This window comes from Phytohabitans aurantiacus (assembly GCF_027923225.1).
In the GTDB taxonomy this organism is placed as follows: Bacteria; Actinomycetota; Actinomycetes; order Mycobacteriales; family Micromonosporaceae; genus Phytohabitans; species Phytohabitans aurantiacus.
In genome coordinates this window covers 32,830-57,833 of the sequence record NZ_BSDI01000075.1, presented here as the reverse complement: position 1 = coordinate 57,833, position 25,004 = coordinate 32,830, and the positions used below count along the sequence as shown (strand labels likewise).

General features: G+C 71.7%; 22 protein-coding genes and 1 pseudogene. 14 read left to right on the top strand and 9 right to left on the bottom strand.

The window, feature by feature from the left end; all coding sequences use genetic code 11:
• Positions 1-35: 35 nt before the first annotated feature.
• The 3 genes and pseudogenes from QMG73_RS41570 to QMG73_RS41560 all read left to right on the top strand — a co-directional run.
• A pseudogene (locus tag QMG73_RS41570) lies at positions 36-1,724 on the top strand (bifunctional adenosylcobinamide kinase/adenosylcobinamide-phosphate guanylyltransferase); the annotation flags it as partial.
• 10 nt (positions 1,725-1,734) lie between these two features.
• Positions 1,735-2,490, top strand: a complete 756-nt coding sequence (locus QMG73_RS41565) for an adenosylcobinamide-GDP ribazoletransferase (RefSeq protein ID WP_281904966.1) — start codon at positions 1,735-1,737, stop codon at positions 2,488-2,490.
• Positions 2,491-2,597: 107 nt separating this feature from the next.
• On the top strand, positions 2,598-3,533 hold the full coding sequence (locus QMG73_RS41560) for a DUF2314 domain-containing protein (protein WP_281904965.1): 936 nt from the start codon (positions 2,598-2,600) through the stop codon (positions 3,531-3,533).
• A 694-nt stretch (positions 3,534-4,227) separates the two neighbouring features.
• Here QMG73_RS41560 and gcvT read toward each other — a convergent pair.
• A complete protein-coding gene (gcvT, locus tag QMG73_RS41555; RefSeq protein ID WP_281904964.1) occupies positions 4,228-5,322 on the bottom strand; it encodes a glycine cleavage system aminomethyltransferase GcvT in 1,095 nt (364 codons plus the stop codon).
• A gap of 81 nt (positions 5,323-5,403) precedes the next feature.
• Here gcvT and QMG73_RS41550 point away from each other — a divergent pair, with 81 nt between their 5' ends.
• Positions 5,404-6,963, top strand: coding sequence for a leucyl aminopeptidase (locus QMG73_RS41550; protein ID WP_281904962.1), 1,560 nt, complete (start codon positions 5,404-5,406; stop codon positions 6,961-6,963).
• Positions 6,964-7,034: 71 nt separating this feature from the next.
• Here the strand turns inward: QMG73_RS41550 and QMG73_RS41545 are convergent, their stop codons facing one another.
• Complete coding sequence (locus QMG73_RS41545) at positions 7,035-7,355, bottom strand: hypothetical protein (RefSeq protein WP_281904960.1); 321 nt, start codon at positions 7,353-7,355, stop codon at positions 7,035-7,037.
• Between the two features lie 151 nt (positions 7,356-7,506).
• Between QMG73_RS41545 and lpdA the strand changes: the two genes are divergently transcribed.
• The 3 genes from lpdA to QMG73_RS41530 are packed head-to-tail and all read left to right on the top strand — an operon-like array spanning position 7,507 to position 11,656.
• Positions 7,507-8,889, top strand: a complete 1,383-nt coding sequence (gene lpdA, locus QMG73_RS41540) for a dihydrolipoyl dehydrogenase (RefSeq protein ID WP_281904959.1) — start codon at positions 7,507-7,509, stop codon at positions 8,887-8,889.
• A 27-nt stretch (positions 8,890-8,916) separates the two neighbouring features.
• The gene (gene sucB, locus QMG73_RS41535) at positions 8,917-10,761 is read left to right on the top strand and encodes a 2-oxoglutarate dehydrogenase, E2 component, dihydrolipoamide succinyltransferase (protein ID WP_281904958.1); all 1,845 of its coding nucleotides are present in this window, start codon (positions 8,917-8,919) and stop codon (positions 10,759-10,761) included.
• Between the two features lie 4 nt (positions 10,762-10,765).
• A complete protein-coding gene (locus QMG73_RS41530) occupies positions 10,766-11,656 on the top strand; it encodes a TIGR01777 family oxidoreductase (protein WP_281904957.1) in 891 nt (296 codons plus the stop codon).
• Here the strand turns inward: QMG73_RS41530 and QMG73_RS41525 are convergent.
• From QMG73_RS41525 to QMG73_RS41515, 3 genes are read right to left on the bottom strand one after another with little or no spacing between them, the layout of a single operon-like run.
• Positions 11,642-12,568, bottom strand: coding sequence for an LLM class flavin-dependent oxidoreductase (locus tag QMG73_RS41525; protein ID WP_281904955.1), 927 nt, complete (start codon positions 12,566-12,568; stop codon positions 11,642-11,644). The genes QMG73_RS41530 and QMG73_RS41525 overlap by 15 nt on opposite strands.
• The gene (locus QMG73_RS41520) at positions 12,558-12,950 is read right to left on the bottom strand and encodes an SCO5389 family protein (protein ID WP_281904954.1); all 393 of its coding nucleotides are present in this window, start codon (positions 12,948-12,950) and stop codon (positions 12,558-12,560) included. The genes QMG73_RS41525 and QMG73_RS41520 overlap by 11 nt, the downstream gene beginning before the upstream one ends.
• An 11-nt stretch (positions 12,951-12,961) precedes the next feature.
• A complete protein-coding gene (locus tag QMG73_RS41515) occupies positions 12,962-13,918 on the bottom strand; it encodes an ATP-binding protein (RefSeq protein ID WP_281904953.1) in 957 nt (318 codons plus the stop codon).
• Positions 13,919-14,030: 112 nt separating this feature from the next.
• On the opposite strand from QMG73_RS41515, the gene QMG73_RS41510 reads away from it, so the two are divergent.
• The 4 genes from QMG73_RS41510 (at position 14,031) to lipB (ending at position 16,947) form a co-directional block, all read left to right on the top strand.
• Entirely contained in the window at positions 14,031-15,809 is a 1,779-nt protein-coding gene (locus QMG73_RS41510; RefSeq protein ID WP_281904951.1) for a DUF2079 domain-containing protein, read from the top strand.
• Between the two features lie 97 nt (positions 15,810-15,906).
• Positions 15,907-16,074, top strand: a complete 168-nt coding sequence (locus QMG73_RS41505; protein ID WP_281904949.1) for a hypothetical protein — start codon at positions 15,907-15,909, stop codon at positions 16,072-16,074.
• The gene (locus tag QMG73_RS41500) at positions 16,071-16,250 is read left to right on the top strand and encodes a hypothetical protein (RefSeq protein ID WP_281904948.1); all 180 of its coding nucleotides are present in this window, start codon (positions 16,071-16,073) and stop codon (positions 16,248-16,250) included. Before QMG73_RS41505 ends, QMG73_RS41500 begins: the two co-directional genes overlap by 4 nt.
• Before the next feature lie 61 nt (positions 16,251-16,311).
• Positions 16,312-16,947: a lipoyl(octanoyl) transferase LipB gene (gene lipB / locus QMG73_RS41495; protein ID WP_281904946.1), complete on the top strand. Its 636-nt coding sequence runs from the start codon at positions 16,312-16,314 to the stop codon at positions 16,945-16,947.
• Positions 16,948-17,006: 59 nt separating this feature from the next.
• Here the strand turns inward: lipB and aspS are convergent, their stop codons facing one another.
• Positions 17,007-18,263, bottom strand: a complete 1,257-nt coding sequence (aspS, locus tag QMG73_RS41490) for an aspartate--tRNA(Asn) ligase (protein WP_281904944.1) — start codon at positions 18,261-18,263, stop codon at positions 17,007-17,009.
• Positions 18,264-18,588: 325 nt separating this feature from the next.
• On the opposite strand from aspS, the gene lipA reads away from it, so the two are divergent.
• A complete protein-coding gene (lipA, locus tag QMG73_RS41485; RefSeq protein WP_281904941.1) occupies positions 18,589-19,515 on the top strand; it encodes a lipoyl synthase in 927 nt (308 codons plus the stop codon).
• Here lipA and QMG73_RS41480 read toward each other — a convergent pair.
• The gene (locus QMG73_RS41480) at positions 19,512-22,394 is read right to left on the bottom strand and encodes a helix-turn-helix transcriptional regulator (protein WP_281904938.1); all 2,883 of its coding nucleotides are present in this window, start codon (positions 22,392-22,394) and stop codon (positions 19,512-19,514) included. The genes lipA and QMG73_RS41480 overlap by 4 nt on opposite strands.
• 58 nt (positions 22,395-22,452) lie before the next feature.
• Positions 22,453-22,623: a hypothetical protein gene (locus tag QMG73_RS41475; protein WP_281904936.1), complete on the bottom strand. Its 171-nt coding sequence runs from the start codon at positions 22,621-22,623 to the stop codon at positions 22,453-22,455.
• 134 nt (positions 22,624-22,757) lie between these two features.
• On the opposite strand from QMG73_RS41475, the gene QMG73_RS41470 reads away from it, so the two are divergent.
• Both QMG73_RS41470 and QMG73_RS41465 read left to right on the top strand, forming a co-directional pair.
• On the top strand, positions 22,758-23,447 hold the full coding sequence (locus QMG73_RS41470; RefSeq protein WP_281904935.1) for a DUF4191 domain-containing protein: 690 nt from the start codon (positions 22,758-22,760) through the stop codon (positions 23,445-23,447).
• Between the two features lie 2 nt (positions 23,448-23,449).
• On the top strand, positions 23,450-24,550 hold the full coding sequence (locus tag QMG73_RS41465) for an amidohydrolase family protein (RefSeq protein ID WP_281904933.1): 1,101 nt from the start codon (positions 23,450-23,452) through the stop codon (positions 24,548-24,550).
• On the opposite strand, the gene QMG73_RS41460 is transcribed toward QMG73_RS41465, so the two are convergent.
• On the bottom strand, positions 24,535-24,945 hold the full coding sequence (locus QMG73_RS41460; protein ID WP_281904932.1) for an RDD family protein: 411 nt from the start codon (positions 24,943-24,945) through the stop codon (positions 24,535-24,537). The two genes, QMG73_RS41465 and QMG73_RS41460, sit on opposite strands and share 16 nt — an antisense overlap.
• Positions 24,946-25,004 lie beyond the last annotated feature (59 nt).

The following is a 25,004-nucleotide window of genomic DNA, read 5'->3' as shown; positions in this document are numbered from 1 at the left end:
AAGCGTAGTGGGGCCAGCGGCTTAAGGTACGGGGCATGTCCGTTGAGGGGTGGCGCACCATCCTGGTGCTCGGTGGGATCCGGTCCGGCAAGTCGGAGTTCGCCGAGTCGCTGGTCGCCGACGAGGCAAATGTTCGATATGTCGCGACTAGCACGCTGGGCGAGGACGATCCCGAGTGGGCCGAACGGATCTCGGCACACCGCCATCGCCGGCCCGAAGCGTGGACGACCGAGGAGGTCGGCGCCGACCCGACCCGGCTCACCGAGCTGGTCTCCGCCGCGGGCCCGGACGAGACGCTGCTGGTCGACGACCTCGGCGGCTGGGTCAGCGCCCTGCTGACCGGTGAGGCCACGACCGCGATCGTCGACCTCGCCGGTGCGCTCGGCGACTGCCGCGCCCAGGTGGTCGTGGTCAGCCCCGAGGTCGGGCTCTCGCTGGTGCCGACCACCGATCTCGGGCGGGCGTTCGCGGACACCATCGGCATCGCCAACCAGGCCGTCGCCGCCGCGTGCGACGCCGTGGTACTGGTCGTCGCCGGCCAGCCGACGTGGCTCAAGAACACGGTCGCGAAGCCGCGCGAAGAGCCGCTGCCCGAGGTGCTCACCCCGACCGTCGCAGAGCCCCCGACGGTCGTAGAGCCAACCCCGAAGGTCGTAGAAACCCCCGCCAACGGCGTCGAGCCGGCGACCGGCGACGCGCTCACGGCTCCCACGATGGCGCTGCCCATGGTGGCGACCGGCCTCGTCATCCAGCCCGGCATGGACCTGCCGATGCCCGACGAGCACGCCGGTCCCTCGGCCAGCACCCGGCTCGCCACGCTCGATGTGGCCGGCGCCGGGCTCGGTGCCCTGGAACGGGTGGTCACCTTCGCGGCTGCCACCCAGGGCACGGGTTCTCCGGTGCCGTGGAGGTCTGTCCGCGTACTGCTGCTGCAGGGAGACCACGACGGCGGCGCGGCGGCCGGCACCACGCCTGGTGAGTCGGCACGCCGGGCCGATCTTGCTCGTGCCGGTGAAGGCGCGCTCGCGCGCCTCGCCGCCGAGGCCGGCGCGAGCCTCCAGGTGGTCGAGGCGCCCACCGCCGCGCCGATGGAGCTCGGCCCCGCGCTCGCCGCCGACGCCGTGGAGTCCGCCCTCCGGCAGGGCTGGCGCCTGGCCGAGCAGGCCGCCGACAGCGGCGTCGACATCATCGTGCTCGCGGCCTGCGGCGCGGGCACCGAGGCCGCCGCCGCGGCCGTCCTGGCGGCCACCGCCGGTGCCGAACCCGCGGCTGTACTCGGCCGCGTGATCGCGCCCGGCGGCCGCGTCAACGACACGGCCTGGATGCTGCGCTGCGCCGCCGTGCGCGACGCCGTGCACCGCACCCGGCACAGCTCCCGCGGCGCCAAGGAGGTGCTCGCCGAGTTGGGTGGCGGCGACATCGCGGTCGCGACCGGCGTGCTGCTCGGCGCGACCGCCCGCCGCACGCCGGTGCTGATCGACGGCCCGGTGGGTGTGGCCGCCGGCCTCGTGAGCCGCGACCTCGCCGGCCAGGCGCGGCACTGGTGCCTGCTGCCCGACCACGGCGGCCACCCGGCCGTGAAGCTCGCCGCCGACGTGCTCGGCCTGGAACCGCTGCTGAACCTGCGGCTCGACCTCGGCGAGGGCGCGACCGCGCTGGCCGCGCTGCCGCTGCTGCGCGCGGCTCTGACGCTGGGCGCGGGACTGCCGGCGCATCCGACGCTCGCCAGCGACAGTGCGTGACGGTGTCCGGCTCGCGCTGACCACGTTCACGGTCGTCCCGCTGCGGGCCGGCCGGGTCGACCGGCCGGCCGCCGGTGTGGCGATGGCGCTCGCGCCGGCCGTGGGCGCGGCGCTCGGAGTCGCGCTCGCGGCCGTGCTCTTCGGCTTGGCCGCCGCCGGCGCGCCGCCGCTCGTCGCCGGTGGTGTGACACTCGCCACGGGTGCGCTCCTGACCCGCGGACTGCACCTCGACGGGCTCGCGGACACGGCCGACGGCCTCGGGTCGTACCGTCGCGGCGAGGCGGCCTTGGAGATCATGAAAAAGCCGGATGTCGGCCCGTTCGGCGTCGCGGCGCTGGTGCTCGTGCTGCTCATCCAGGCCGCCGCGCTGGCCGGGCTCGCTCATGAGGGCTGGGCCGCCGTCTTCGCGACCACCGTCGCGGCCACCGCCACCGCCCGCCTGGCCGCCACGTGGGCCTGCCGGCGCGGTGTCCCGCCGGCCCGCCCCGACGGGCTCGGTGCGCTCGTCGCCGGCACCGTGGGGCCGGTGACCCTGGCGGTCGCCACGGCCGCCGTCGCGGTCGTCGCGATCCCGGCGGTGCCGGGTCGCCCGTGGCAGGGGCCGGTCGCCGTGCTCGCCGCGCTCGCCGTCGCGGTGCTTCTCCTGCGCCACTGTGTACGCCGATTCGGCGGCGTCACCGGCGACGTACTGGGCGCCGCGATCGAGCTGGCGGCAACCGTGGCGTACATCGCACTGGCGCTCCGGTGATCAGGGCGTCCCTGAAGTCGTTAGGGCGACTTCAGGGACGCCCTGATCACGGAGAGGCGGGGTCGCGGGGCGGCAGCGTGGGCCTCTGCCGGAGTAACGTCGCAGCCGTGCTCGACTCCGACGACGCGCTGATCCTGCCCGTGCCCGAGGCGGTGTCGGCCACCTACCTGGTGCCCCTCGCCACGCCGCCCGACGACCCGGTGACCATCGGCGACCAGGCGGTCGAGCTGCTCGACCAGATCCTCACCGGCCCGGCCCGCGACCTGGCTCAGCAGATGTACGCCGGACCGCTCATGACCGTCGAGACGCACGACGTCGACGACCTGCCGCCGCTCCCACTCGACCTGCTGGCCGCTTTCGGCGCCACCGAGCGGCAGGTGAGTCGCATGGCCGGCGCCACGCACGTGGTCACGGTCGCCGCCGGCTTCCGGCCCGGCTGGCCGCCCGCGCACGAGTGGAGTTCCCGCGCGATGGCCGCCGCGATCGCGCGCCTGCACGGCGCCGACCTGATCGACGGCTTCCAGACCCAGGTGCTGACCCCCGACGCGGCCCTGCGCTCGCTGCCCGACGCCGACGGGCGGGTCAGGCTCACCGACTGGATCCTGATCCCGTACTCGCCGAACGAAGACGACGACAGCAGCATGTGGTTCACCACGAAGGGGCTCGGCCGCTTCGGGCACCTGGAGCTCCAGACGATCGACGTGCCGTCACACCTGGCGCGGGGCTGGGGCGCCACGCTGACCGGCGTGGCCCGGCGGCTGCTGCGGATCTGGAGCGACGCGCTGGACGCGCCCGGCGAGCCGGCGTTCCTGCCGATGCCGTCGACGGTCACGGTGACGGGCCACGACATCGCGGCGGCGTACGGCGCGCCGCCCGAGCGGGGCAGCGACCGAGCGGCTGACCTGCTACTCAGTCTCGACCCGGCGACCGACCCGGAAGCCGACTCGTTTCTGACGGTGTCGCCGCCGCTGCACTACCCCGGCCCGGCCAACGAGTACTACGCACGCGTGTGCGCCACCCTCTTCGCCGAGCCCGTCCGCTAGACCGTTCAAAATCAAGATCGAGTTTCGGGCTGCCGCGACGCCCGCCGTGGTTCAGGCCGTCGCTCCCGCAGCCTCGCCCTCCGCGCCCAGTCACGCCGCAACGCGCGGGCCGCACACCACCCGCCCTGCGCCACGGTGCGCCGCCCGCCACACGCCGCAGTGCGCCGCCGCCGCCACACGCCCCAGTGCGCCGCCGCCGCGCGCCCTGCGCCCCGCGCCGCAGCGCGGCGCCCTCCGCACGCCGCAGCGCGGCACGCGCCGCGCGGCCGATCAAGGGCAAAGGCCCGTGGTTGGATCTCTTTCCGCGTGCATTTGCCCTTGATCCACGCACATGGCCTTGATCGACGAAAGAGGTTCCCGGGTGTGAGGCGGCGCGCCGTCGTGGCCGGGGCTGGCCGTCGGGTTTGAGGGGGTGGCAGCGGGGCGGCGGCGTGTCGCTGCGCCCTGCGCGCCGATCAAGGGCAATCGCATGGATCAAGGGCGAATACACGCGGAAAGAGATCCAACCACGTGCATTCGCCCTTGATCGGCGGGAGGCCGGCGGACCGGGCGTGGCGACGCCGTCACGGGCGGGGCTGGGGGCGGGCGCGCGCGGAAACGAGATCCAACCGCGTGCGTTCGTCCTTGATCGGCGGACGGTGAGGCCGCGGGAGCAACGGTCTCGCGCGCGACGGGCGTCGCGGTAGCTCGAAGCTTATTTGACCTGCGGTTTTACGAACGGGGGCTTGACCAGGCGCATCGCCGCGCGGCGGCCGCGGACATCGACCTCGACCGTTGCACCGTCTTCCAGGCCGGCGGCGGTGTCGACGAGCGCGAGCGCCACCGCCACCTTCTTCGTCGGCGAGAACGTCCCGCTGGTCACCTCGCCGACCGCCTGCTCGCCCGCGTACACGGTCATGTGCGGCCGCGCGATCCCGCGGTCGAGCGCCTCCAGGCCGCGCAGCGTGCGGCGCGGGCCCTCGGCCTTCTCGGCGACCAGCGCGTCGCGGCCCCAGAACGCGGGCTTGTTCCAGCCGACGGCCCAGCCCAGCCGGGCCTGCACCGGCGTGATCTCGACAGACAGGTCCTGCCCGTGCAGGGCGTACCCCATCTCGGTGCGCAACGTGTCGCGGGCGCCGAGCCCGCACGCCCGCAGGCCGAGCGGCTCACCGGCCGCGAACAGCTCGTCCCACACGGCGACCGCCCTGCCGGCCGGCACCACCAGCTCGTACCCGTGCTCCCCGGTGTATCCGGTCCGGCAGACCGTGAGGTCGCCGGCGGTCGCGAAGCCCATGTAGTCGTGCTCGGTCGGCAGACCGAGGCTCCCTACCAGTTCCGCCGAACGCGGCCCCTGCACCGCGAGCACGGCGTAGTCCTCGTGCTCGTTCACGACCTCGACCGACGGCGGCGCCGCCGCGCGCAGGCGGCGGACGACCTCGGCGGTGTTGGCGGCGTTCGGGATGAGGAAGACGTGGTCGTCGCCGTGCAGGTACGCGATCACGTCGTCGATCACGCCACCGGTCGCGTCGTCGCAGCACAGCGTGTACTGCGCCTTGCCCGGCCCGATCCGGCCGAGGTCGTTGGTGAGGCAGGAGTTGACGAAGTCCGCCGCGCCGGGGCCGGTTACGCGCGCCTTGCCCAGGTGCGAGACGTCGAAGACGCCGACCGCCTCGCGGACCGCGGAGTGCTCGCGCAGGACGCCCCCACCGGCGTATTCGAGCGGCATTTCCCAGCCGCCGAACGGGGCGAACTTGGCTCCCAGCGCGGCATGCCGATCGTGCAACGGGGACCGGCGCAACTCCATCGTCATGGGTGGCAACTTACCGGGGGTTCACCAGGTGGTTAGCATCGGCGGGACAACGAGCCACCCGCACTCGAGCCGGAGCCGCTAGTGACTTCTCCACTACCCACCCTCAGCTTGGTCGACTCGGACCCAGCGGAACTCGCCGTGGACGCCATCGTCATCGGTGTGCACAGCATCAACGGCGACGAGGCGGGTGCGGACGGCGGCACGCTGCTGCTCGCCACCGGCGCCGAGAGCATCGTTGCAGCGTTCGACGGACAGCTCACCGGCACGCTCGCGCTCCTCGGAGCCACCGGCGCGCCAAGCGAGGTGACCAAGCTGGCGACGCTCGGCACGATCACCGCGCCGGTGGTCGTCGCTGTCGGCCTCGGCCCGGAGCCCACCGGCGCCGCCCCGCCGCCCGAGACGCTGCGACGGGCGGCCGGCGCCGCGGTCCGCGCGCTCGCCGGCGCCGGCACGGTCGCGCTCAGCCTGCCGCTGCCCGACGACGAGGACGCGCCGGCCGCGCTGCGGGCGGTCTCCGAGGGCGCGCTGCTCGGCGCCTACCGGTTCACTGGGTACAAGACGAAGCCTCAGCCCGGGCGGCGGGCACCCGTCGGTGCCGTGTCGGTACACGTTCCCGACGCCGCCGACGCCACCGCCGAGGCGGAGATCACCCGCGCCGGCGTGGTGGCCCGCGCCGTGACGCTGGCCCGCGACTGGGTCAACACCGCGCCGAACGAGCTCCGGCCCCCGCAGTTCGCCGACGCGGTGGCCAGTGCGGGACGCGAGGCCGGCCTGCAGGTGGAGGTGCTCGACGAAGACGCCCTGCGCGACGGCGGGTACGGCGGCATCCTCGCCGTCGGGCTCGGCTCGGAGGCTCCCCCGCGGCTCGTGCGCCTGGCGTACACGCCTTCGGCGCCGCGCACCCGGGTGGCCCTCGTGGGCAAGGGCATCACGTTCGACACCGGTGGCGTCTCGATCAAGCCGGCGCAGGGCATGTGGGAGATGAAGTCCGACATGGCGGGAGCCGCGGCGGTCGCCGCCACGATGCTCGCCATCGCCGAGCTCAAGCCCGACGTGGCGGTCACCGCGTACGTGCCGATGGCGGAGAACATGGCGTCCGGCAGCGCGTACCGGCCCGGCGACGTCGTGACGATGCGCGACGGCAAGCGCGTAGAGGTGCTCAACACCGACGCCGAGGGTCGCATGATCCTCGGTGACGCGATCGCCCGCGCGTGCGAAGACGGGTGCGACTACCTGCTGGAGACGTCCACGCTCACCGGTGGGCAGGTGGTGGCGCTCGGCAAGCGCGTGGCCGGCGTGATGGGCACCCGCGAGATGTGCGAGCGCGTGAAGGCCGCGGGCGAGCGGGTCGGCGAGGCGATGTGGCCGATGCCGCTGCCGGACGACGTACGCAAAGGCATGGACTCGGACGTCGCCGACATCTCGCAGATCAACGCCGGCATGGACCGGGCCGGCCACATGCTGCAGGGCGGCGTGTTCCTGCGCGAGTTCGTCGCGGACGACGTGGCGTGGGCGCACCTCGACATCGCGGGGCCGAGCTACCACTCCGGCGAGCCGACCGGGTACTGGAGCAAGGGCGGCACCGGCGTCCCGATCCGTACCCTGCTGGCCCTCATCGACGACATCGAATCAAACGGCTAAGCGTTCCCTCGCGTGATCAGGGCGTCCCTCAAGTCGCTATGACGACTTGAGGGACGCCCTGATCATTAAGGTCAGCCGGCGGCGCGTTTGCGGCGTTCGTTGAAGTCGCGCATGCGTTGGGGGTATCCGACCAAGGCCACGTCGTAGATCGGCATCGCCAGCCGGTGGGCGAACCGGCGGGCTCCCTCGGGGCTGTCGATCCGCCGCCGCGTCCACTCGCCGTCGTGGGCGATCAGCAGGACGGTCGTCTCGGTGACCGTCGTACGCGGCTCGATGAACGCCTCGACACCCCGGCGCGACCGGACAAACTGCTCAAGATGCTCAAGATCGGCACGATTTCCCGTGCGACCCGGCGCACCCGCAGACTGCTTACGCCGCCGAAACCAGCCCACCAACCGTCTCCTTTCGCACACCGTCATCGACGGGTGTGGCAAGCGTACGTCCGACTGACGTGTCATTGGGCACCTCGTTACGCGGGCAGGCTCCACAAGTGACAAGATGGCCGAGGTAGTCGCGCCTGACTGGATCTGGCTGGGAGACGAAATGAGCGAGCCAAGCACCTTCGACGTCGTCATTCTCGGTGGCGGCAGTGGGGGGTATGCGACGGCCTTGCGCGCCGCACAACTAGACCTTTCGGTCGCGCTTATCGAAAAGGACAAGCTTGGGGGTACGTGCCTGCACCGCGGGTGCATTCCCACCAAGGCTCTGCTGCACGCCGGTGAGGTCGCCGACCAGACCCGCGACGCCGGGCACTTCGGCATCAAGGCCGAGCTGATCGGCGTCGACATGTCGGCCGTCAACTCGTACAAGGACGGCGTGGTCGCCAAGCTCTACAAGGGCCTGCAGGGCCTCGTGAAGAGCGCGAAGATCACGTATGTCGAGGGTGCCGGCAAGCTCGTCGGCCCGACCACGGTCGAGGTCGACGGCCAGCGGTACACCGGTCGCAATCTGGTGCTCGCCACCGGGTCGTACTCGCGGACGCTGCCCGGCCTGGAGCTCGACGGCCAGCGCGTGATCAGTAGCGAGCACGCGCTCAACCTCGACCGCGTTCCCTCCTCGGCGATCGTGCTGGGCGGCGGCGTGATCGGTGTCGAGTTCGCCAGCGCGTGGCGCTCGCTCGGTGCCGAGGTCACGATCGTCGAGGCGCTCCCCCGTCTCGTCGCCGCCGAAGACGAAGAGGTTTCGAAGGCCGTCGAGCGGGCGTTCCGCAAGCGCGGCATCGGCTTCAAGACCGGCAAGCCGTTCGAGAAGGTGGAGCACACCGACTCCGGCGTACGGGTGACGATCGCGGGCGGCGAGACGATCGAGGCCGACCTGCTGCTGGTCGCCGTCGGGCGCGGCCCGACGACCGCCAACCTCGGATACGAGGAGCAGGGCGTCAAGATGGAGCGCGGCTTCGTCATCACCGACGAGCGCCTGCGCACCAGCGTTCCCCACGTCTACGCGGTCGGCGACATTGTCCCCGGCCTCCAGCTCGCGCACCGCGGTTTCCAGCAGGGCATCTTCGTGGCCGAGGAGATCGCCGGCCAGCAGCCCGCGGTCATCGACGAGGCCGGCATCCCGAGGGTCACCTACTCCGACCCCGAGGTCGCTTCGATGGGGCTCACCGAGGCGAAGGCCAAGGAGCAGTACGGGGCCGACAAGGTCCAGGCGTACAACTACAACCTCGGCGGCAACGGCAAGAGCCAGATCCTGCGCACCCAGGGCTTCATCAAGCTGGTCCGGGTGGCTGACGGGCCGGTCGTCGGCGTTCACATGGTGGGCGCCCGCGTTGGCGAGCTGATCGGCGAAGCACAGCTGATCTACAACTGGGAGGCTTACCCAGCCGAGGTCGCCCAGCTCGTGCACGCTCACCCGACACAGAACGAGGCGCTCGGCGAGGCACACCTGGCGCTCGCGGGCAAACCCCTGCACGCGCACGCCTGACACACACCCACGAAGGAGTCTTTCGAGATGCCGGTATCGGTCCCCATGCCTCGGCTGGGCGAGAGCGTCACCGAGGGCACCGTCACCCGCTGGCTGAAGCAGGAGGGTGACCGAGTCGAGGTCGACGAGCCGCTGCTGGAGGTGTCCACCGACAAGGTCGACACGGAGATCCCGTCGCCGGCGGCCGGCGTGCTGACCCGGATCGTTGTCGGCGAAGACGAGACGGCGGAGGTCGGCGCCGAGCTGGCTGTGATCTCCGGCGATGAGGAATCCGGCGGCAGCGCCGAGCAAGCCGCGGCTTCGCCGCAGGGGCCCGACGCCGCGGGGGGCGAGGTCCCCTCTTCGGCGTCCGCGCCGGGCCAGGTGTCATCCGACACGGGCGAGGAGCCGGCGCCCGCGCAGGCTGAAGCGGCGCCGCCGGCCGCACAGCCGACGGACCAGGACGAGCCGCCCGCCCAGCAGGGCTCTTCGGGCGGCACCACGGTCATCACGCTGCCGGCGCTGGGCGAGAGCGTCACCGAGGGCACGGTGACCCGCTGGCTCAAGGCGGTCGGCGACACCGTCGAGGCGGACGAGCCGCTGCTGGAGGTGTCCACCGACAAGGTCGACACCGAGATCCCCTCCCCGGCCGCCGGCACGCTCCTCGAGATCAAGGTGGCGGAAGACGAGACCGCTCCGGTGGGTGCCGAGCTGGCCGTCATCGGCTCCGCTGGTGCGGCACCTTCTCAGGGTCAGGCACCTTCCCAGGGTGAGGCACCCGCCCCGCCCCCTGCCGAAGAACCCGCGCCGAAGGCCGTCGAGGAGCAGCAGGCCCCGGCGCAGCCCGCACAGCAGCCGGCCCCGGCACAGCAGGCCCCCGCACAGCAGGCCGCGCCCGCCGCGGCACCGGCAGCGGCGCCCGCGAAGGCGGAGCAGAGCACGAACGGCGGCGGCGACGTCGGGTACGTGACGCCGCTGGTCCGGCGCCTCGCGAGCGAGCACAACGTCGACCTGTCCGCGGTCAACGGCACCGGCGTCGGCGGGCGCATCCGCAAGCAAGACGTCCTGGAGGCCGCTGACAAGGCCAAGCAGGAGCAGGCCGCCAAGCAGCAGGCTCCCGCGCCGGCGGCGGCGAAGGCGGCCCCGGCCGCACCCGTCGCGCCGAGCCCGCTGCGCGGCCGCACCGAAAAGCTGACCCGCATGCGCGTGTCGATCGCCAAGCGCATGTTCGAGTCGCTCCAGACCTCCGCGCAGCTCACCACCGTCGTCGAGGTCGACGTCACGAAGATCGCCCGGCTGCGCCAGCAGGCCAAGGCGCAGTTCCAGGCGCAGCACGGCGTCAAGCTGTCGTTCCTGCCGTTCTTCGCGGTCGCGGCGGTCGAGGCGCTGCGCCGGTACCCGATCGTCAACGCCTCGCTCGACCTGGACGCGGGCACGATGACGTACCCAGACGGCGAGCACCTGGGCATCGCGGTCGACACCGAGCGCGGCCTGCTCGTCCCGGTGATCCGCGACGCCGGTGACCTCAACATCGCCGGGCTGGCCAGGCGGATCGCCGACCTGGCCGAGCGCACCCGCACCAACAAGATCAGCCCGGACGAGATCTCGGGCGCGACGTTCACGCTGACCAACACGGGCAGCCGGGGCGCGCTGTTCGACACGCCGATCGTGCCGAAGCCGCAGTCGGCGATCCTCGGCACGGGCGCCGTGATCAAGCGGGCGGTCGTCGTCGACGATCCCGACCTGGGCGAGGTCATCACGCCGCGCTCGATGGCGTACCTGGCGCTCTCGTACGACCACCGGATCATCGACGGTGCCGACGCCGCCCGGTTCCTCTCGGCGGTCAAGGAACGCCTGGAGGCCGGTCACTTCGAGGCCGACCTGGGCCTGTAACACCGTGCGCGTTGTCGTCAGCGGTGCGTCCGGGTTCCTCGGGACGCACCTCACGCGGAGGCTCCGCACGAGCGGACACGATGTCGTCCGGCTCGTGCGGAGGCCAGCGAACGCGCCGGACGAGGTCCAGTGGGATCCGAGCAAAGGACAGCTCGACGCGACGGCTCTCCAAAACATCGACGCGGCCGTCAACCTCGCTGGGGCGGCGGTCGACGCCAAGCGCTGGAACGAGAGCTACAAGCGCGAGCTGCGCGACAGCCGGGTCAACTCGACCCGCACGCTCGCGCAGGCGGCCGCGGGCGCGGGCATCCCGGTCCTCGTCAACGCGGGCGGCATCAACTGGTACGGCGACACGGGCGACCGCGTCGTCGACGAGAGCGATCCCCCGGGCGAGAGCTTCCTCGCTGACCTGTGCCGGGCATGGGAGGGCGCCACGAGCCCCGCGGAGGACGCCGGGGTACGAGTGGTGCGGCTGCGCGTCGGCTATCCGTTGCACCGCAGCGGCGGATACCTGAAACCGCAGATGCTTCCGTTCGGGCTCGGCATCGGAGGCAAGCTCGCCGGCGGCCGGCATTGGATGCCGTGGATCGCGATGGACGACTGGTTGTCGGTGGTGGAGTTCGTCATCGCGCGCGACGACATCGCCGGCCCGGTCAACGCGGCCGCTCCCGGGCCGGTGCGCAATGCCGAGTTCACCAAGGCGTTCGGCGCCGCGCTGCACCGCCCGACCATCATGCCGGTACCGGGATTCGCGCTCCGCATCCTGCTGGGCGAGCTGAGCAGCGAGGCACTGTCGAGCGTCCGCGCCGTCCCGAAGGTGCTTCTGGACAAGGGCTTCACCTACCAGTACCCGGAGCTGAAGGACGCCCTGCGAAAGGCGCTAGAGAAGCGGTAGCACCTCGGCGGCGAGCGCGTCGATCTGCTCCAGCGTGGCCCGGCGATCGCCGAACCCCTCCACCATCAGCAGCAACCTGCTCGCGCCCGCGTCGGCGAGCGCCGCGGCCACCTCGGACGGCGGGCCGATCGGGCTGATCCGGAGCAGATGGTCGATGTACGCGTCCAAGTCCCGCCGTGGCGGTGAGGTGCCGTCGATGCGGACGTACCCGGCGGTCGTGGCAAGCCACCGCGGAAGCGTGCGCCGCAGGCGGCGCTCGGCCTGCGCACGGCTGTCTCCCAGCGCGACCAGGCGCGCGACCGCGTGCTCCGCCCCCGACGGCCCGTACCGGTCGAGCAGCGGCCCGGGCTCATCGTGCACGCCCAGTAGCAGCGGCAGCCCGCGCGCCGCCGCGACATCCACAGTGGACGTCGAGGTGGCCGCGACCCAGACGGGCAGGCGCCGTGGTGGTCGCGGCACGACAGCCACGTCGCGAAAAGCGAAGAACTCGCCGTCGGCGGAGACGGATGGCGTACCCGAGAGCCACTCCAGCAGCACATCCAGCGACTCGGGAAACCCGCGCTCGAAGCGCCGCAGCCCGGTGCCGAAGACCTCCAGGTCGACCCACGGGCCGCCGCGCCCGACGCCGAGCCGGAACCGCCCACCGGAGACCGTGTCGAGCAGCGCCGCCTCCTCGCCGAGCGCCACGGGATGCCGGTTGGAGAGCACGCACGCGGCCGTGCCGACCTCCAGCCGGTGGGTGCGCCCGAGCACCACGCCGGCCAGCGCGGTCGCTGACGGACACCGCCCGTACTCGATGAAGTGATGCTCGGCGAGCCACACGCCGCCGAAGCCGGCGGTCTCCGCGGCGACCGCGTACTCCACGGTCGCCGCGGCACCGTGTGCCGAGAGCAGGAAGAGGTCAGCAGTCACGCAGTTCGGGTGACTGGTTGCGAATCTGAGCGACCGGCGAAATAAATTCCTGGTACGTCTCGCCGCCGACCGCCGACAGCTTGAACGCGGCCACCCGGTGGCAGTTCTGGAACGCGAGCTTCACGCCGAAGTGGCGCTCCAGCGCGCCCCGGATCGAGTCGCTCGCCAGCGCGCGCAGCAGTTGGCCGCGCTCGGCCTCGCTCGGCGGCGGCACCGCGTGGTCGGCGAACTCGCCGGGAGTCTCCGCGGACCGCGCGGCCACCTCCGATACGACGGCCCAGGCGTACGGCAGCGAGTCGCGCACCACGGCTACGAACTCGGCGTCGTCGACCCGGCCACTTTCGGCGCGTTCGAGCAGGGCGGCGGGTACGTCGAGGGACATGCTTTCTCCTCTCATGGGGCCATCACGTGTGGCCCAAGCACGAACTCAGGATCGACCTGGCCGGCGAGGTCTTCGCCCACCTTGTCGTTGGCCCAGGCGGTGGCGTTGCGCACGTGGAACTCCACAGCCTGCCGGGTGTATGTGGCCCAGTCCTTCGCACAAGCATCGACGGCGATACGCATCGTGTCCAGAGCGTCACGGTTAGTTGGCTCAAGGGCTGAGATCGGCTGCGGCCGGCCGCGCTCGGCCGCCTTCACGTACGCCGAGCGCCCCACCCAGGTCAGCAGGTCGTCGCCGGCGTGCTCGCGCAGGAACTCCACATCGGACTCGTCGTCCACCTTGTTGCCCACCACGTGGACCCGCACGCCGTAGTCGCGCGCGTAACCGACGTACTGCCGGTAGACGCCGACGCTGCGCAGGGTCGGCTCGCACACGAGGAACGTCGCGTCGAAGCGGGTGAAGAGCCCGGACGCGAACGAGTCGGCGCCCGCCGTCATGTCCACGACGGCGTACTCCCCCGGCCCGTCGACCATGTGGTTGAGCAGCAACTCGACCGCACCGACCTTGGAGTGGTAGCACGCGACGCCGAGGTCTTCGGTGGCGAACGGGCCGGTCACGGCCAGCCGGATGCCGCCGACCTCGCGCACCAGCGCGTCGTAGATCGGGTTGGCGCCGGCGACCGAGAGCAGCCGGGAGCCGCGGCCGGGTGGCGTGGTCTTGACCATCGCGGCGGCCGACGAGATCCGCGGGTTGCTGCCGCGCAGGTACTCCTTGATGTCGGCGAGGTGGTCACCCAGCGCCGGCAGCATCACGGCCTCCTCGTCCGACGCGCCGAGCGCGGCGGCGAGGTGCTGGTTGATGTCCGCGTCGATGGCGAGCAGCGGCGCGGTGCCGGCCAGGTGCCGCGCGAAGAGGGCGGCCAGCGTGGTCTTGCCGCTTCCACCTTTTCCGACAAGGGCGATTTTCACGGTACTGGGCTCCTAGTGCGATTTTAGTTTGCTACTCGCCATTGGAAGTCATTTCCAATAGTGGCGCAAGCACTTCCGGGCGTGTCGCCGGCGGATTGGTAGGGTGCGCCCCGTGACGCTGACGGAGACCGTGGCCCCGGAGGCCGAGCCGGCGCCAGCGCGGCGGCGCCCCGACCTGATCGTCGCCGCCCTGTGCCTGGGCCTCGCCGTGCTGGTCACGGGCGGCCTGTGGATGGACCCCAACGATCGGGCGATCAAGGTCAACTCCAGCGACCAGGCGTTCTTCGAATGGCTGCTGTCGTACGGGGCGCACGCCATCACGCACGCCGAGAACCCGCTCTTCACCCACCTGCTCAACGTCCCCGACGGCGTGAACCTCGCGGTCAACACCTCGATCACGGTGTACGCCGTGCTCTTCACCCCGCTGACCCTGCTCGCCGGCCCGCAGTGGTCGTTCCTGGTGATCCTGACGCTCAACCTGGCCGCCACCGGCTTCGGCTGGTACCTGTTGCTGTCCCGCCGGTTCGGGATCGGCACGCTCGGTGCGGCCGTCGGCGGCGTGTTCTGCGGGTTCGCGCCGGGCATGGTCTCGCACGCCAACGCCCACCTGAACTGGACCGCCGGCTGGCTGGTACCGCTCATCGTGTGGCGCGTTTTCGCACTTCGCGAGCCCGGCCGCTGGCTCCGCAACGGGCTGATCCTCGGTGCGCTGGTCGCGGCCGCGTTCTCGATCGCCGCCGAGGGCCTGTTCTTCACCGCCCTGGCCTGCGGCGTGTTCCTGGGCACCTGGGCGCTCAGCCGGCGCGACGAGGCGCGTGCGGCGCTGCCCACGTTCACCCGTGGCCTGGCGGTCACCGCCGCGGTGGCGTTCGCGCTGCTGTCGTACCCCTTGTGGCTGCACTTCTTCGGACCGCAACGCTTTCACGGCACCGGTTTCGACCCCCGCGTCCACGCCGAGGACCTCGCCGCGTTCGGCGCGTTTCCGGACCGGTCGCTCGCGGGCATCGCAGGGCTTCGCACCACGCTCGCACCCAACCCCACCGAGGAGAACTCGTTCTTCGGCGTACCGCTGCTCGTGCTCGCCGTGATGTGCTTCGTCGTACTGTGGCGCACCGCGCCCGCGAGGCGGGTCACCCTGCGGGCGCTGGCGGTCACCGCCGGAGTGTTCGCGGTGCTGTCGCTCGGACCGCAGCTCAAGGTGTTCGGCGAGATCACTGACATCCCGCTGCCGTACAAGCTGGTCGGGAGCCTGCCGGTCTTCAACGCGGCGCTGCCGGCCCGCCTGGCTCTGGTCGTCGCACCGGTCATCGGCGTCCTGCTCGCGTACGCCGTCGACGCCATGCCCCGGCCGTCCCGCCTCTGGCCCGCGGCCTTCGCGGTCGCGCTGCTCCCCCTCGTGCCGATCCCGCTGACGACGATCGAGTACGAGCCGGTGCCGCGGTTCATCACGTCGGGCGAGTGGCGTGAGTACGTCAGCGAGGGTGGCGTGATCGCTCCGGTCCCGCCGACCTCGGACCTCCTGCCCGACGGGCAGCGCTGGCAGTCGTACGCGCTCACGCACGGGCAGGGCGAGTTCGCCATCCCGGCCGGCTTCTTCCTCGGCCCGGGCGGCCCCGACGGCAAGGGTCGCATCGGTCCCGTGCCTCGCCCGTCGGCAGACCTGCTCTTCGAGGTCGCCCGCACCGGCGTGGTACCGCCGATCACCGACGCCGACCGGGCCGCCGCCCGCGAGGACCTGCGGTACTGGGACGCCGAGATCGTCGTGCTGGCCGACCGGGTACACGGTGCGAAGTGGCCCGCGCACCCCGAGGCCCTGCTGCGCGCCACCACCGAGTTGCTCGGCCCGCCGGAGCGCGTCGACGACGTGTGGCTCTGGCGCGTCGCCCGCTGATAGGGGCCCACCCCCCACCGAAAACCCGCGTACGCTAACCCACATCACCGTCGCATGGCCCCGCGACGACCGTCAGTAGGTCGCGTTGGAGGTGGCTGTGCAGCCGCAGGAGATTGACCAGCTACGACGTATCGTGCTCCATGACAAGCTGGAAAAAGACCTTGAGCTCATCCGCCAGTACGAAGAAGGGCTAGCCTTCCGGCACGACGAGGTTGGCAGGTCCCAATACGAGATCGGTCGGCTCGACGAGAGGTTGGCGTCGTGATCAAGCAGACAGACGACTACATCGGCAAGGTGCGCGACTTCCTCGCCGCCCACCGCGACTTCGAGGTCGAGCGGGCCCAGCGCGCCCTGTCCGAGGCCACGACACAGGGCGACGACGAAAGCCGCCAGATCTACGAAGACCGGGTGCAGAGGCTGCGGGCTATCCGGATCATGTGAGCGGCGGCGTGACGACCGCCACGGAGTCGGAGCGGGCGGGCGCGGGGTTACGCTGGCGTACGTGACCAGCACGATTCCGCGCCTGCACACGCGGCGCCTCGGACTGATCGACTACCTCGCGGCCTGGGACGAGCAGCGCCGCGTCCACGAGCTGGTGGCGGGCGGCGACGAGCCCGACACCGTCCTGCTCCTCGAACACCCCGACGTGTACACCGCCGGCAAGCGCACCGAGCCGTGGGACCGCCCGATCGACGGCACCCCGGTCGTCGACGTCGACCGCGGCGGCAAAATCACCTGGCACGGCCCCGGCCAGATCGTCGGGTACCCGATCATCAAGCTGGCCGAGCCTGTCGACGTGGTGGCCTACGTGCGCAGGGTCGAGCAGCTGCTGATCGACGTGTGCGCCGAGTTCGGGCTGGCCGCCGGCCGGGTCGAGGGCCGCAGCGGCGTCTGGGTCCCGGAAGACGACCGTGGCCCGGCGCGCAAGGTGGGCGCGATCGGCATCCGCGTGGCGCGGGGCACGACACTGCACGGGTTCGCGCTCAACTGCGACTGCGACCTGTCGGCATACGACCGCATCGTGCCGTGCGGCATCAGCGACGCCGGCGTCACCTCATTGACCGCCGAGCTGGGCCGCTCCGTGAGCGTCGCCGACGCCCTCCCGGTCGTAGAGCGCCACCTACCCACGCTCCTCTAACAGTGATCAGGGCGTCCCTCAAGTAGCTCTAACAACTTGAGGGACGCCCTGATCACGGGTTACGGCGTTAAGCGGTGGCGGTCGCGGGGGAAGGCGGTCACTTCGCGGACGTTGGCCACGCCCAACAAGCGCGAGACCCAGCGCTCCAGCCCGATCGCGAAACCGCCGTGCGGCGGCATCCCGTACCGGAACGCGTCCAGATAGGACGCGTACGGCTCGATGGGCTCGCCGCGCGCGGCCAAGGCTGCCACATAGTCGTCGTACTGGTGCAGCCGCTGGCCGCCAGTGATCAGCTCGACGCCACGAAACAGCAGGTCGAACCCGTTCGAGTACCCGGGACGAGCCGGGTCGGGGTGGGTGTAGAAGGGCCGCTTCGCCATCGGGTACCCGGTCACGAACACGAAGTCCGAACCGTGCTCGCGCCTCGCCCACTCGCCGACCGCCCGCTCGTGCGCGGGTGCGAGGTCGGGCTCGTCGGCGGGCGCGCCCGCGATCACCAGAGCCTCTGTGAAATGCACCGACGGGATCGAAGCCGGCACCTCGATAGGTGCGAGGTGAGAGCCGGCTGACGCCATCCCCGCCAGTACCGACCGCACCACCGCCATCACGTCCCGGTGGTCGTCGATGAAGCCCAGCTCCACGTCCAGCGACGTGTACTGCGCCAGATGCCGGCCGGTGTCGTGTGGCTCGGCCCGGAAGACCGGCCCCACCTCGTACACCCGCTCGAACACGCCAACCATCAGCTGCTTGTAGAACTGGGGCGACTGCGCGAGGTAGGCCGGCCGCCCGAAGTAGTCGAGCGCGAACACGTTGGCCCCGCTCTCCGTAGACGAGGCCACGATCTTCGGCGTGTGCACCTCCACGAAGCCCGATGCGTCCAGTGTGGAGCGGAAGCCTGCTGTGGCGGCCGCCGCCACCCGGAGCGCGGTGGCGCGGCTGCGGTGTCGCAACGAGAGCGGCGCGTGGTCGAGCTGTGTCGGCAGGGTCGCGGCCAGGTCGGGCCGGAAGAGGTCGAACGGCAGCGCTTCGGCGGGTGGGCCGAGCGCGCGTACCCGAGGCTCCACGACCTCGACCCCGGCGGGTGCGGCGGAGTTCGCGACCACCTCGCCGGTGACTTCGATGGCGGTTTCCTCGGTGAGCTTTTCGACCAGCGCCCGCGCCTCGGGCGCGGTGACCACGACCTGGGTAAACCCACCGGCGTCCCGCACGATCAGGAACGCCACGGATTTCAGCAATCGCCTGCGGTGCACCCAGCCGGCTATTCGCACGGGCTGGCCCACATGGGCAGGGAGTTGCGTGGAAAGGATGCGTTGCATTGGGCACCTCCTCGTCATCGCGCAACGCGACCCCGGTGGGGCGCGGGCGAGTGGGGAACTCGCGGTGCCACCGCGCCTTCACCCCCGAGGAGGGGGCCTCATTCAAAACAGGCTCTGGAGTGTCTTCGCGCCCCGGCGCCGGGCCACCGTCACAGCTGCTGGTGGCTCTCTCTGCCGGCGGGGTCGGGGCGGTACTTGGTTCCGTCATCGCCGTTGGCCGGCCACGCTACCAGCCAAGGCACGTGGGCGGCATCACAATAACGACGGGGGTGAGCCTCGTCGCCCACGGTTCAAGCTTGACCACGGTGAGCGTAGGCTCAAAATCGTGACCATCGCTCCCGAGGGACGGCGTTTGCTGCGCATCGAGGCGCGCAACGCGGAAACGCCAATCGAGCGCAAGCCGCCGTGGATCAAGGTCAAGGCCAGAATGGGCCCTGAATACACCGAGCTGCGCGGCCTCGTCCAACGCGAAGGTCTGCACACGGTGTGCCAGGAGGCGGGCTGTCCCAACATCTACGAGTGCTGGGAAGACCGCGAGGCGACCTTCCTGATCGGCGGCGACCAGTGCACCCGGCGGTGCGACTTCTGCCAGATCGACACGGGCAAGCCGGCGGAGTTCGACGCCGACGAGCCGCGGCGGGTCGGCGAGTCGGTGGCGACGATGGGCCTGCGCTACGCGACGGTCACCGGGGTCGCGCGCGACGACCTGCCCGACGGCGGCGCCTGGCTGTACGCCGAGACCGTCCGCCAGATCCACAAGCTGCAGCCGGGATGCGGCGTCGAGCTGCTGATCCCCGACTTCAACGGCGACCCGATCCAGCTGGGTGAGGTGTTCGCCGCCCAGCCCGAGGTGCTCGCCCACAACGTCGAGACCGTGCCGCGCATCTTCAAGCGCATCCGGCCGGCGTTCCGATACGAGCGCTCCCTCGACGTGATCACCCAGGCGCGCTCCGCCGGGCTGGTCACGAAGTCCAACCTGATCCTGGGGCTGGGCGAGGAGCGGCACGAGGTGTCGCAGGCGCTGCGCGACCTGCACGCCGCCGGGTGCGAGCTGGTGACGATCACGCAGTACCTGCGGCCGACCCCGCGCCACCACCCGGTGGAGCGGTGGGTCAAGCCGGAGGAGTTCGTCGAGCTGAGCCAGGAGGCCGAGCAGATCGGTTTCGCCGGTGTGATGAGCGGCCCGCTGGTGCGCTCGTCGTATCGCGCGGGCCGCCTCTACCAACAGGCACTAGCCGCCCGCGAAAACTAAGACGGGTCCAGCAGCCCCAAGCGGTGCGCCACCGCGGCCGCCTCGACGCGGTTGGCCACGTCGAGCTTGGCGATGATGCGCGACACGTGCACGCTCGCCGTCTTCGGCGAGATGTACAGCCGCTCGGCGATCAGCCGGTTGCTCAGCCCCTCGGCGACCAGCCGTAGCACCTCACGCTCCCGCTCGGTCAGCAGCTCGGTCTCCGCGACCGCGCTGGACCTGCCGGCCGTGCGCAGGCCGACCCGCCGCGCGAGCGTGTCGAGGCCGTCTTGCAGGAGGCGCGCGTCGAGCTCTGCCGCGATGGCCCCCGCCTCTTCGAGCGCCTCGGCCACGACCGCCCGCTCCCCGGCGGCCGCTGCCGCCTCGGCCAGCCACAGCAGGGCCCGCCCCAACTCGTAGGGCTGCCCGTCGACTCGCCGCGCCGCCACGGCGGCCTGCCAGGCGGGTAGTGGATCAGACGCGAACGTGGCCGCCACCTCGGCGCGGGCGGCCAGCTCAGCCGGGTACCGCGGCTCGATGGTGGGGATCAGGGCGCGCAGCCGGGCGCGCAGCTCCTCGTCGTCGGCCAGCGCCGCGGCCCGTGCCGCGAGGACGAGCATCCGCCAGGCGTATCGCGGCACCTCGTCGAGCCCACCGAGCGCGACCGCCTCCCGGGCGGCCGCGACCGCGTCGGCGACGTTGTCGGCGGCGAGGGCGGCCTCGATGCGCAGCTCGTGCAGCGGCAGGCCCAACTGGTGGTCGAGGTAGGGCTTGGTTTGGAAGCCGAGTGCGCGCGCGATCAGGTCGTCGGCACGGGGGTGCCCGCGACGCAGCCGCAGCCGCGCCCGGATCTCCAGCCAGTGCAGCCCGAGCGTGCCGGGCGGGTCGACCCGGGCGGTCTCGGCGCAGAGCGCGTCGGCGTGGTCCCACTTTCCGAGCGCGACCAGCGCCTCGGCGTGGTTGGAGAGAAGGAACGCGCCCTTGGAGCGGCTGATGCCGACCCGCTTGGCCTCGACGGTGCCTTCCTCCGCGACCCGGGCGGACTCGGTGTAGTTACCCACGTCGAAGAGCGCGTCGGAGATGTTGACCAGGGCGTGCACCAGACGGTCGGCGTCGCCGGTCGTGCGCGCCCTGTCGGCGGCGCGCAGCATCTCGCTCATGCCGACCTCGAGCGAGATCCGCCGGCTGCACACCCGGGCGAACGTCAGCATGGCCGAGATCCAGGCCGCGTCGTCACCGAGCGTTTCGGCGGCGGTCAGCGCCTCGCGGGCGATGCTGGCGCCCATCTCAGGGTCGGTGCGGCCGAGCTGGCTGGAGATGTCGGAGAGCAACCGCACGCGCTTGGGGTCGTCGGGCACCCGCCTGACCAGCTCGTACGCCTTGCGCATCTCGTCGGCGCCGTTGCCCTTGCCCAGTACTCGAATCATCCGGCCGCGGCGCTCCAGCAGGCGCGCGGCGCGCAACGGCTCCGCGTCGCTGTCGACCTCGGCGAGCGCGGCACGGGTGAGGCTCATGGACCGCATGAAGTCGCCCGCTGTGGACGCGGCGCGGGAGGTCTGTTCGAGCAGCGCGAGGTGGTCCATGCCGAGCAGCTCGGCGGCGTCGGGCACCTGGTCCCACAGCTCCAGGACGCGTTCGAGCAGGCGGCTCTGCTCCGCGTACGCGTAGCGCTGGCGGGCCGCCGCGGCCGCCGCCATCGTGGAGGTGAGCGCCCGCGGGTGGTCGTGTGCCGTATACCAGTGGTGGGCGATCTCCGCGGGAGCGCGGCCGGCGCCCACGAGCTGCGGGCGACCCTCGATGACCGCCGCGTATCGCGCGTGCAGCCGAGCCCGCTCGCCCGGCAGGGAGTCTTCGTGCACCGCCTCCCGGACGAGCGCGTGCCGGAACTCGTATCCGCCTTCCTGGTCAGCGACCACGAGCTGCGCGGCGACCGCCGCCCGCAGCGCCTCTTCGAGGGTGGTGTCGGGCACGTCGGCGACGGCGGCGAGAAGCTCATGGCTGATGCGGGTGCCGCCGGCGGCCGCCATGCGCAGCACCCGCTGCGCCGGCTCGGACAGCCGGTCGACCCGGGCGAGGAGCAGGTCGCGCAGGGTGTCGGGCAGGTCGGAGCAGCCGGTGCCGTCGCCGATGGCGGCGAGCTCCTCGACGAAGAACGGGTTGCCCTGGGCACGCCGGTGGATGGTGTCGACGACCGAGGACCGGGGCTCGGTGCCGAGCAGGTATGTGAGCATCTCGGAGGTGCCGTCGCGGTCGAGCCGGTCGAGGTCGACGCGCTCGACGCCGCGGGCCCGGTCGAGCTCGGCGAGGAACGGCCGCAGCGGGTGCCCACGGTGCAACTCGTCGGAGCGGTAGGTGCAGACGAGCAGCACGCGGGCGGTGCGCGCGGACCGGATGAGGAAAGCGATCAGGTCACGCGTGGACCGGTCGGCCCAGTGCAGGTCTTCGACGACCAGGACCAGCGGGCGCTGCTCGGCCAGCCGCCCGAACAGGCCAGCGACCAGGTCGAAGAGGTAACCCCGGTTGGCGTCGGGGACCCGCTCGGGTGCCGCCGGACCCAGCTCGGGCAGCAGGCGGGCGAACTCGCTCTCCTGCCCGCTGAAGACGCCAGGGCCGTCGCGGCGCAGCAGGTCGCGCAGCGCCGCGGCGAAGGGGGCGAACGGCAGCCCCTCCTCGCCCAGCTCCAGGCACTGGCCGGTGAGCACCTGAGCGCCATCGCTCACGGCCACCCGCCGGAACTCCTCGATCAGCCGTGTCTTGCCGACCCCCGCTTCGCCACCGACAAGCACGGCTGCCGCCTCGTCGCCCCGCGCACGCTTGAGGGCCTCGCGCAGGGCGGCGAGATCGGCGTCTCGGCCGACAAGGACGGTGCTGGTCGCACGGGCGGTCACGAGATCGAGCATGACATGCCCCTCCGACACTCACGCACATTCATTTCCACGGATCAGGCATTTCCACGGATCAGGACATGGCCGGTGCGCGGGTGGCCGCGCGCTGCCGCCTCGCGATCCGGGGCAGCCAGCGTGACCGGGTCACCTCGCGGGCCAGCCGCTCGCGGTCGGCCTCGGCGTACAGCTCGGCGGTGCGGTAACGGTGAAGGGTCAGGACGGTGTGGACATCTGCTGCGTTCATGTCTTACAGACTTCGCCTGAAGGCACCCCCGCCACATGAGGGCGATGCCGCATATCCGCCGGCTCAGAGGGTCCTTACCCGACCCTCCCACGCCGGTAAGGTACTTACTGACCGCGGCCACTAGACTCCGGGGCATGGCAAAGCCCGAGGAGAAGGTCTCGTTCGGCCAGCGGCTGAAGCAGATCGGGATGGTGTTCTCGTTCACCGCCAAACGCGACAAGTGGTTCATGCCCTTGGTCGCCGGGGCGGTGCTCATCCCCATCGCGCTGACGGTTGTCGCCGTGATCACCTGGGGCTGGCTGTGGCTGCCGGTTGGCATCCTCCTCACGCTGCTCGCGGTGCTCATCGTGCTCAACCTGCGCTCCAACGCCGCGATGATGAACGCGGCCGAGGGGCAGCCGGGCGCGGCGGCCCAGATCGTGGAGAACATGCGCGGCGACTGGCGGGTGACACCCGCCATGAGCTCCACCACCCAGATGGACATGGTGCACCTCGTGATCGGTCGCCCCGGCGTGATCCTGCTCGCCGAGGGCAACCCGCAGCGGGTGCGCGGCCTGCTCGGCCAGGAGAAGCGGCGGCTCTCCAAGGTGATCGGCAACGCCCCGCTCTACGACTACGTCGTCGGCCAGGGCGAAGAGGAGCTGTCCGTCCGCAAGCTGCGGATGACGCTCATGCGGCTGCCGCGCAACCTCACGGGTAAGGACGTCAACGCGCTCGACAAGCGCATGAAGGCGCTCACCGCCCGTCCGCAGATGCCCAAGGGCGCGATCCCCAAGAACATGCGTCCCTCGAAGGGCGCCTTCCGCCAGACGCGCGGCCGCTGACCGTGGATCTGGCGGCGCTGCCGCTGGTCGATCACCACGTGCACGGCGCGCGCCGCGACGACCTGACGCGGGCCGAGTTCGAAGACGCCATCACCGAGTCCGACCGGCCTGTGCCGGCGTGGATGACCACCTTCGACTCGCCGCTCGGGTTCGCGATCCGGCGCTGGTGCGCCCCGGTGCTCGACCTGCGGCCGCACGCCGACCCCGGCGCCTACCTCACCCGCCGGCAGGAGCTGGGTGCCGCCGAGGTCAACCGCAGGTTCCTCGCCGCGAGCGGCGTACGGCACTTTCTCGTGGAGACCGGCTTCCGGGCCGCCGAGCTGCTCGACCCCGCCGGCATGGCCGAGGCGTCCGGCGCCGTCGCGGGCGAGGTGGTCCGCCTGGAGTCGGTGGCCGAGGAGCTCACAGACGTCGCGGCCGCGGACTTTTCCATCCGGTACGCCGAGCGCCTGGCCGAGCGCACCGGAACCGCCGTGGGCCTCAAGACCGTCGTCGCGTACCGGTACGGCCTCGACTTCGACCCGGCTCGCCCCAGTGCGACCGAGGTCACCGAGGCGGCCGGCCGTTGGCTCGGCGCGGGCGGCGGCCGGCTGGCCGATCCGGTACTGCTGCGGCACGTCATCTGGGCGGGCGTCGACCGCGGCCTGCCCCTGCAGATCCACACCGGCTTCGGTGACCCCGACCTGCGCCTGCACCGGGCCGATCCGCTCCTGCTGACCCGGTTTCTCGAGCTTGTCGAGCGGCACGGGGTGCCCGTCCTGCTCCTGCATTGCTACCCGTTCCACCGCCACGCGGCGTACCTCGCGCAGGCGTACCCGCATGTGTTCTTCGACGTGGGCCTGACGCTGAACTACGTCGGTGCCGCCGCCTCCACCGTGCTGGCCGAGGCGCTGGAGCTGGCCCCGTTCGCCAAGATGCTGTACTCGTCGGACGCCTTCGGCCCCGCGGAGCTGCACTACCTCGGCGCGGAGCTGTGGCGCCGCGCCCTGGGCACCGTGCTCGGCGAGCGGGTCGCCAGCGGCGACTGGTCAGCCGCGGACGCCCAGCGCGTCGCCGAGATGATCGGGTACCGCAACGCGCGGCGGGTCTACGCCCTCGACTGAGGTGGCACGGCGTCCACCATGACGGAGCCGGCGGCCTTGTCGTGCAGCCCGCGCTTGTTCGGGTCCATGATGAGCGCCGGGACCACCAGGCTCAGCAGTACCCCGCGCACCAGAGCGCGCACGACGCCGATCCGCCCGCCGTCGGAGAACGAGACGCAGCGCAGCTTGGTCATCGCCATTCCTGGCGTCTGCGCGAAGAGGCCGATGAAAAACCCGTACTCGGCGATCAGCACGGCGACCGGCGGCCATCCGTCACGCAGTGGATCGCCGATGAATTGGGACGCGAGCAGGCAGAGCACCCAGTCGATCACGAGTGCGCCGAACCGCTTCGCCAGGCTCGGCGGCTCGAATCCGCCAGCCGGTGCGGAAGGCGGGGAAACCGGTTCGGTGGCCATGTAGAGCGAGGGTAGTCCGCAGTTCGGGACGCACCGAAAGCGACCGGTCGCGGAGAGCC

Excerpts from the sequence above, each read along its gene's own strand:
- gcvT (WP_281904964.1), bottom strand. The coding sequence starts at position 5,322 with ATGACGATGGAGTTGCGCCGGTCCCCGTTGCACGATCGGCATGCCGCG.
- lpdA (WP_281904959.1), top strand. The coding sequence starts at position 7,507 with ATGAGCGAGCCAAGCACCTTCGACGTCGTCATTCTCGGTGGCGGCAGT.
- sucB (WP_281904958.1), top strand. The coding sequence starts at position 8,917 with ATGCCGGTATCGGTCCCCATGCCTCGGCTGGGCGAGAGCGTCACCGAG.
- QMG73_RS41520 (WP_281904954.1), bottom strand. The coding sequence starts at position 12,950 with ATGTCCCTCGACGTACCCGCCGCCCTGCTCGAACGCGCCGAAAGTGGC.
- aspS (WP_281904944.1), bottom strand. The coding sequence starts at position 18,263 with ATGCAACGCATCCTTTCCACGCAACTCCCTGCCCATGTGGGCCAGCCC.
- QMG73_RS41480 (WP_281904938.1), bottom strand. The coding sequence starts at position 22,394 with ATGCTCGATCTCGTGACCGCCCGTGCGACCAGCACCGTCCTTGTCGGC.
- QMG73_RS41475 (WP_281904936.1), bottom strand. The coding sequence starts at position 22,623 with ATGAACGCAGCAGATGTCCACACCGTCCTGACCCTTCACCGTTACCGC.
- QMG73_RS41470 (WP_281904935.1), top strand. The coding sequence starts at position 22,758 with ATGGCAAAGCCCGAGGAGAAGGTCTCGTTCGGCCAGCGGCTGAAGCAG.
- QMG73_RS41460 (WP_281904932.1), bottom strand. The coding sequence starts at position 24,945 with ATGGCCACCGAACCGGTTTCCCCGCCTTCCGCACCGGCTGGCGGATTC.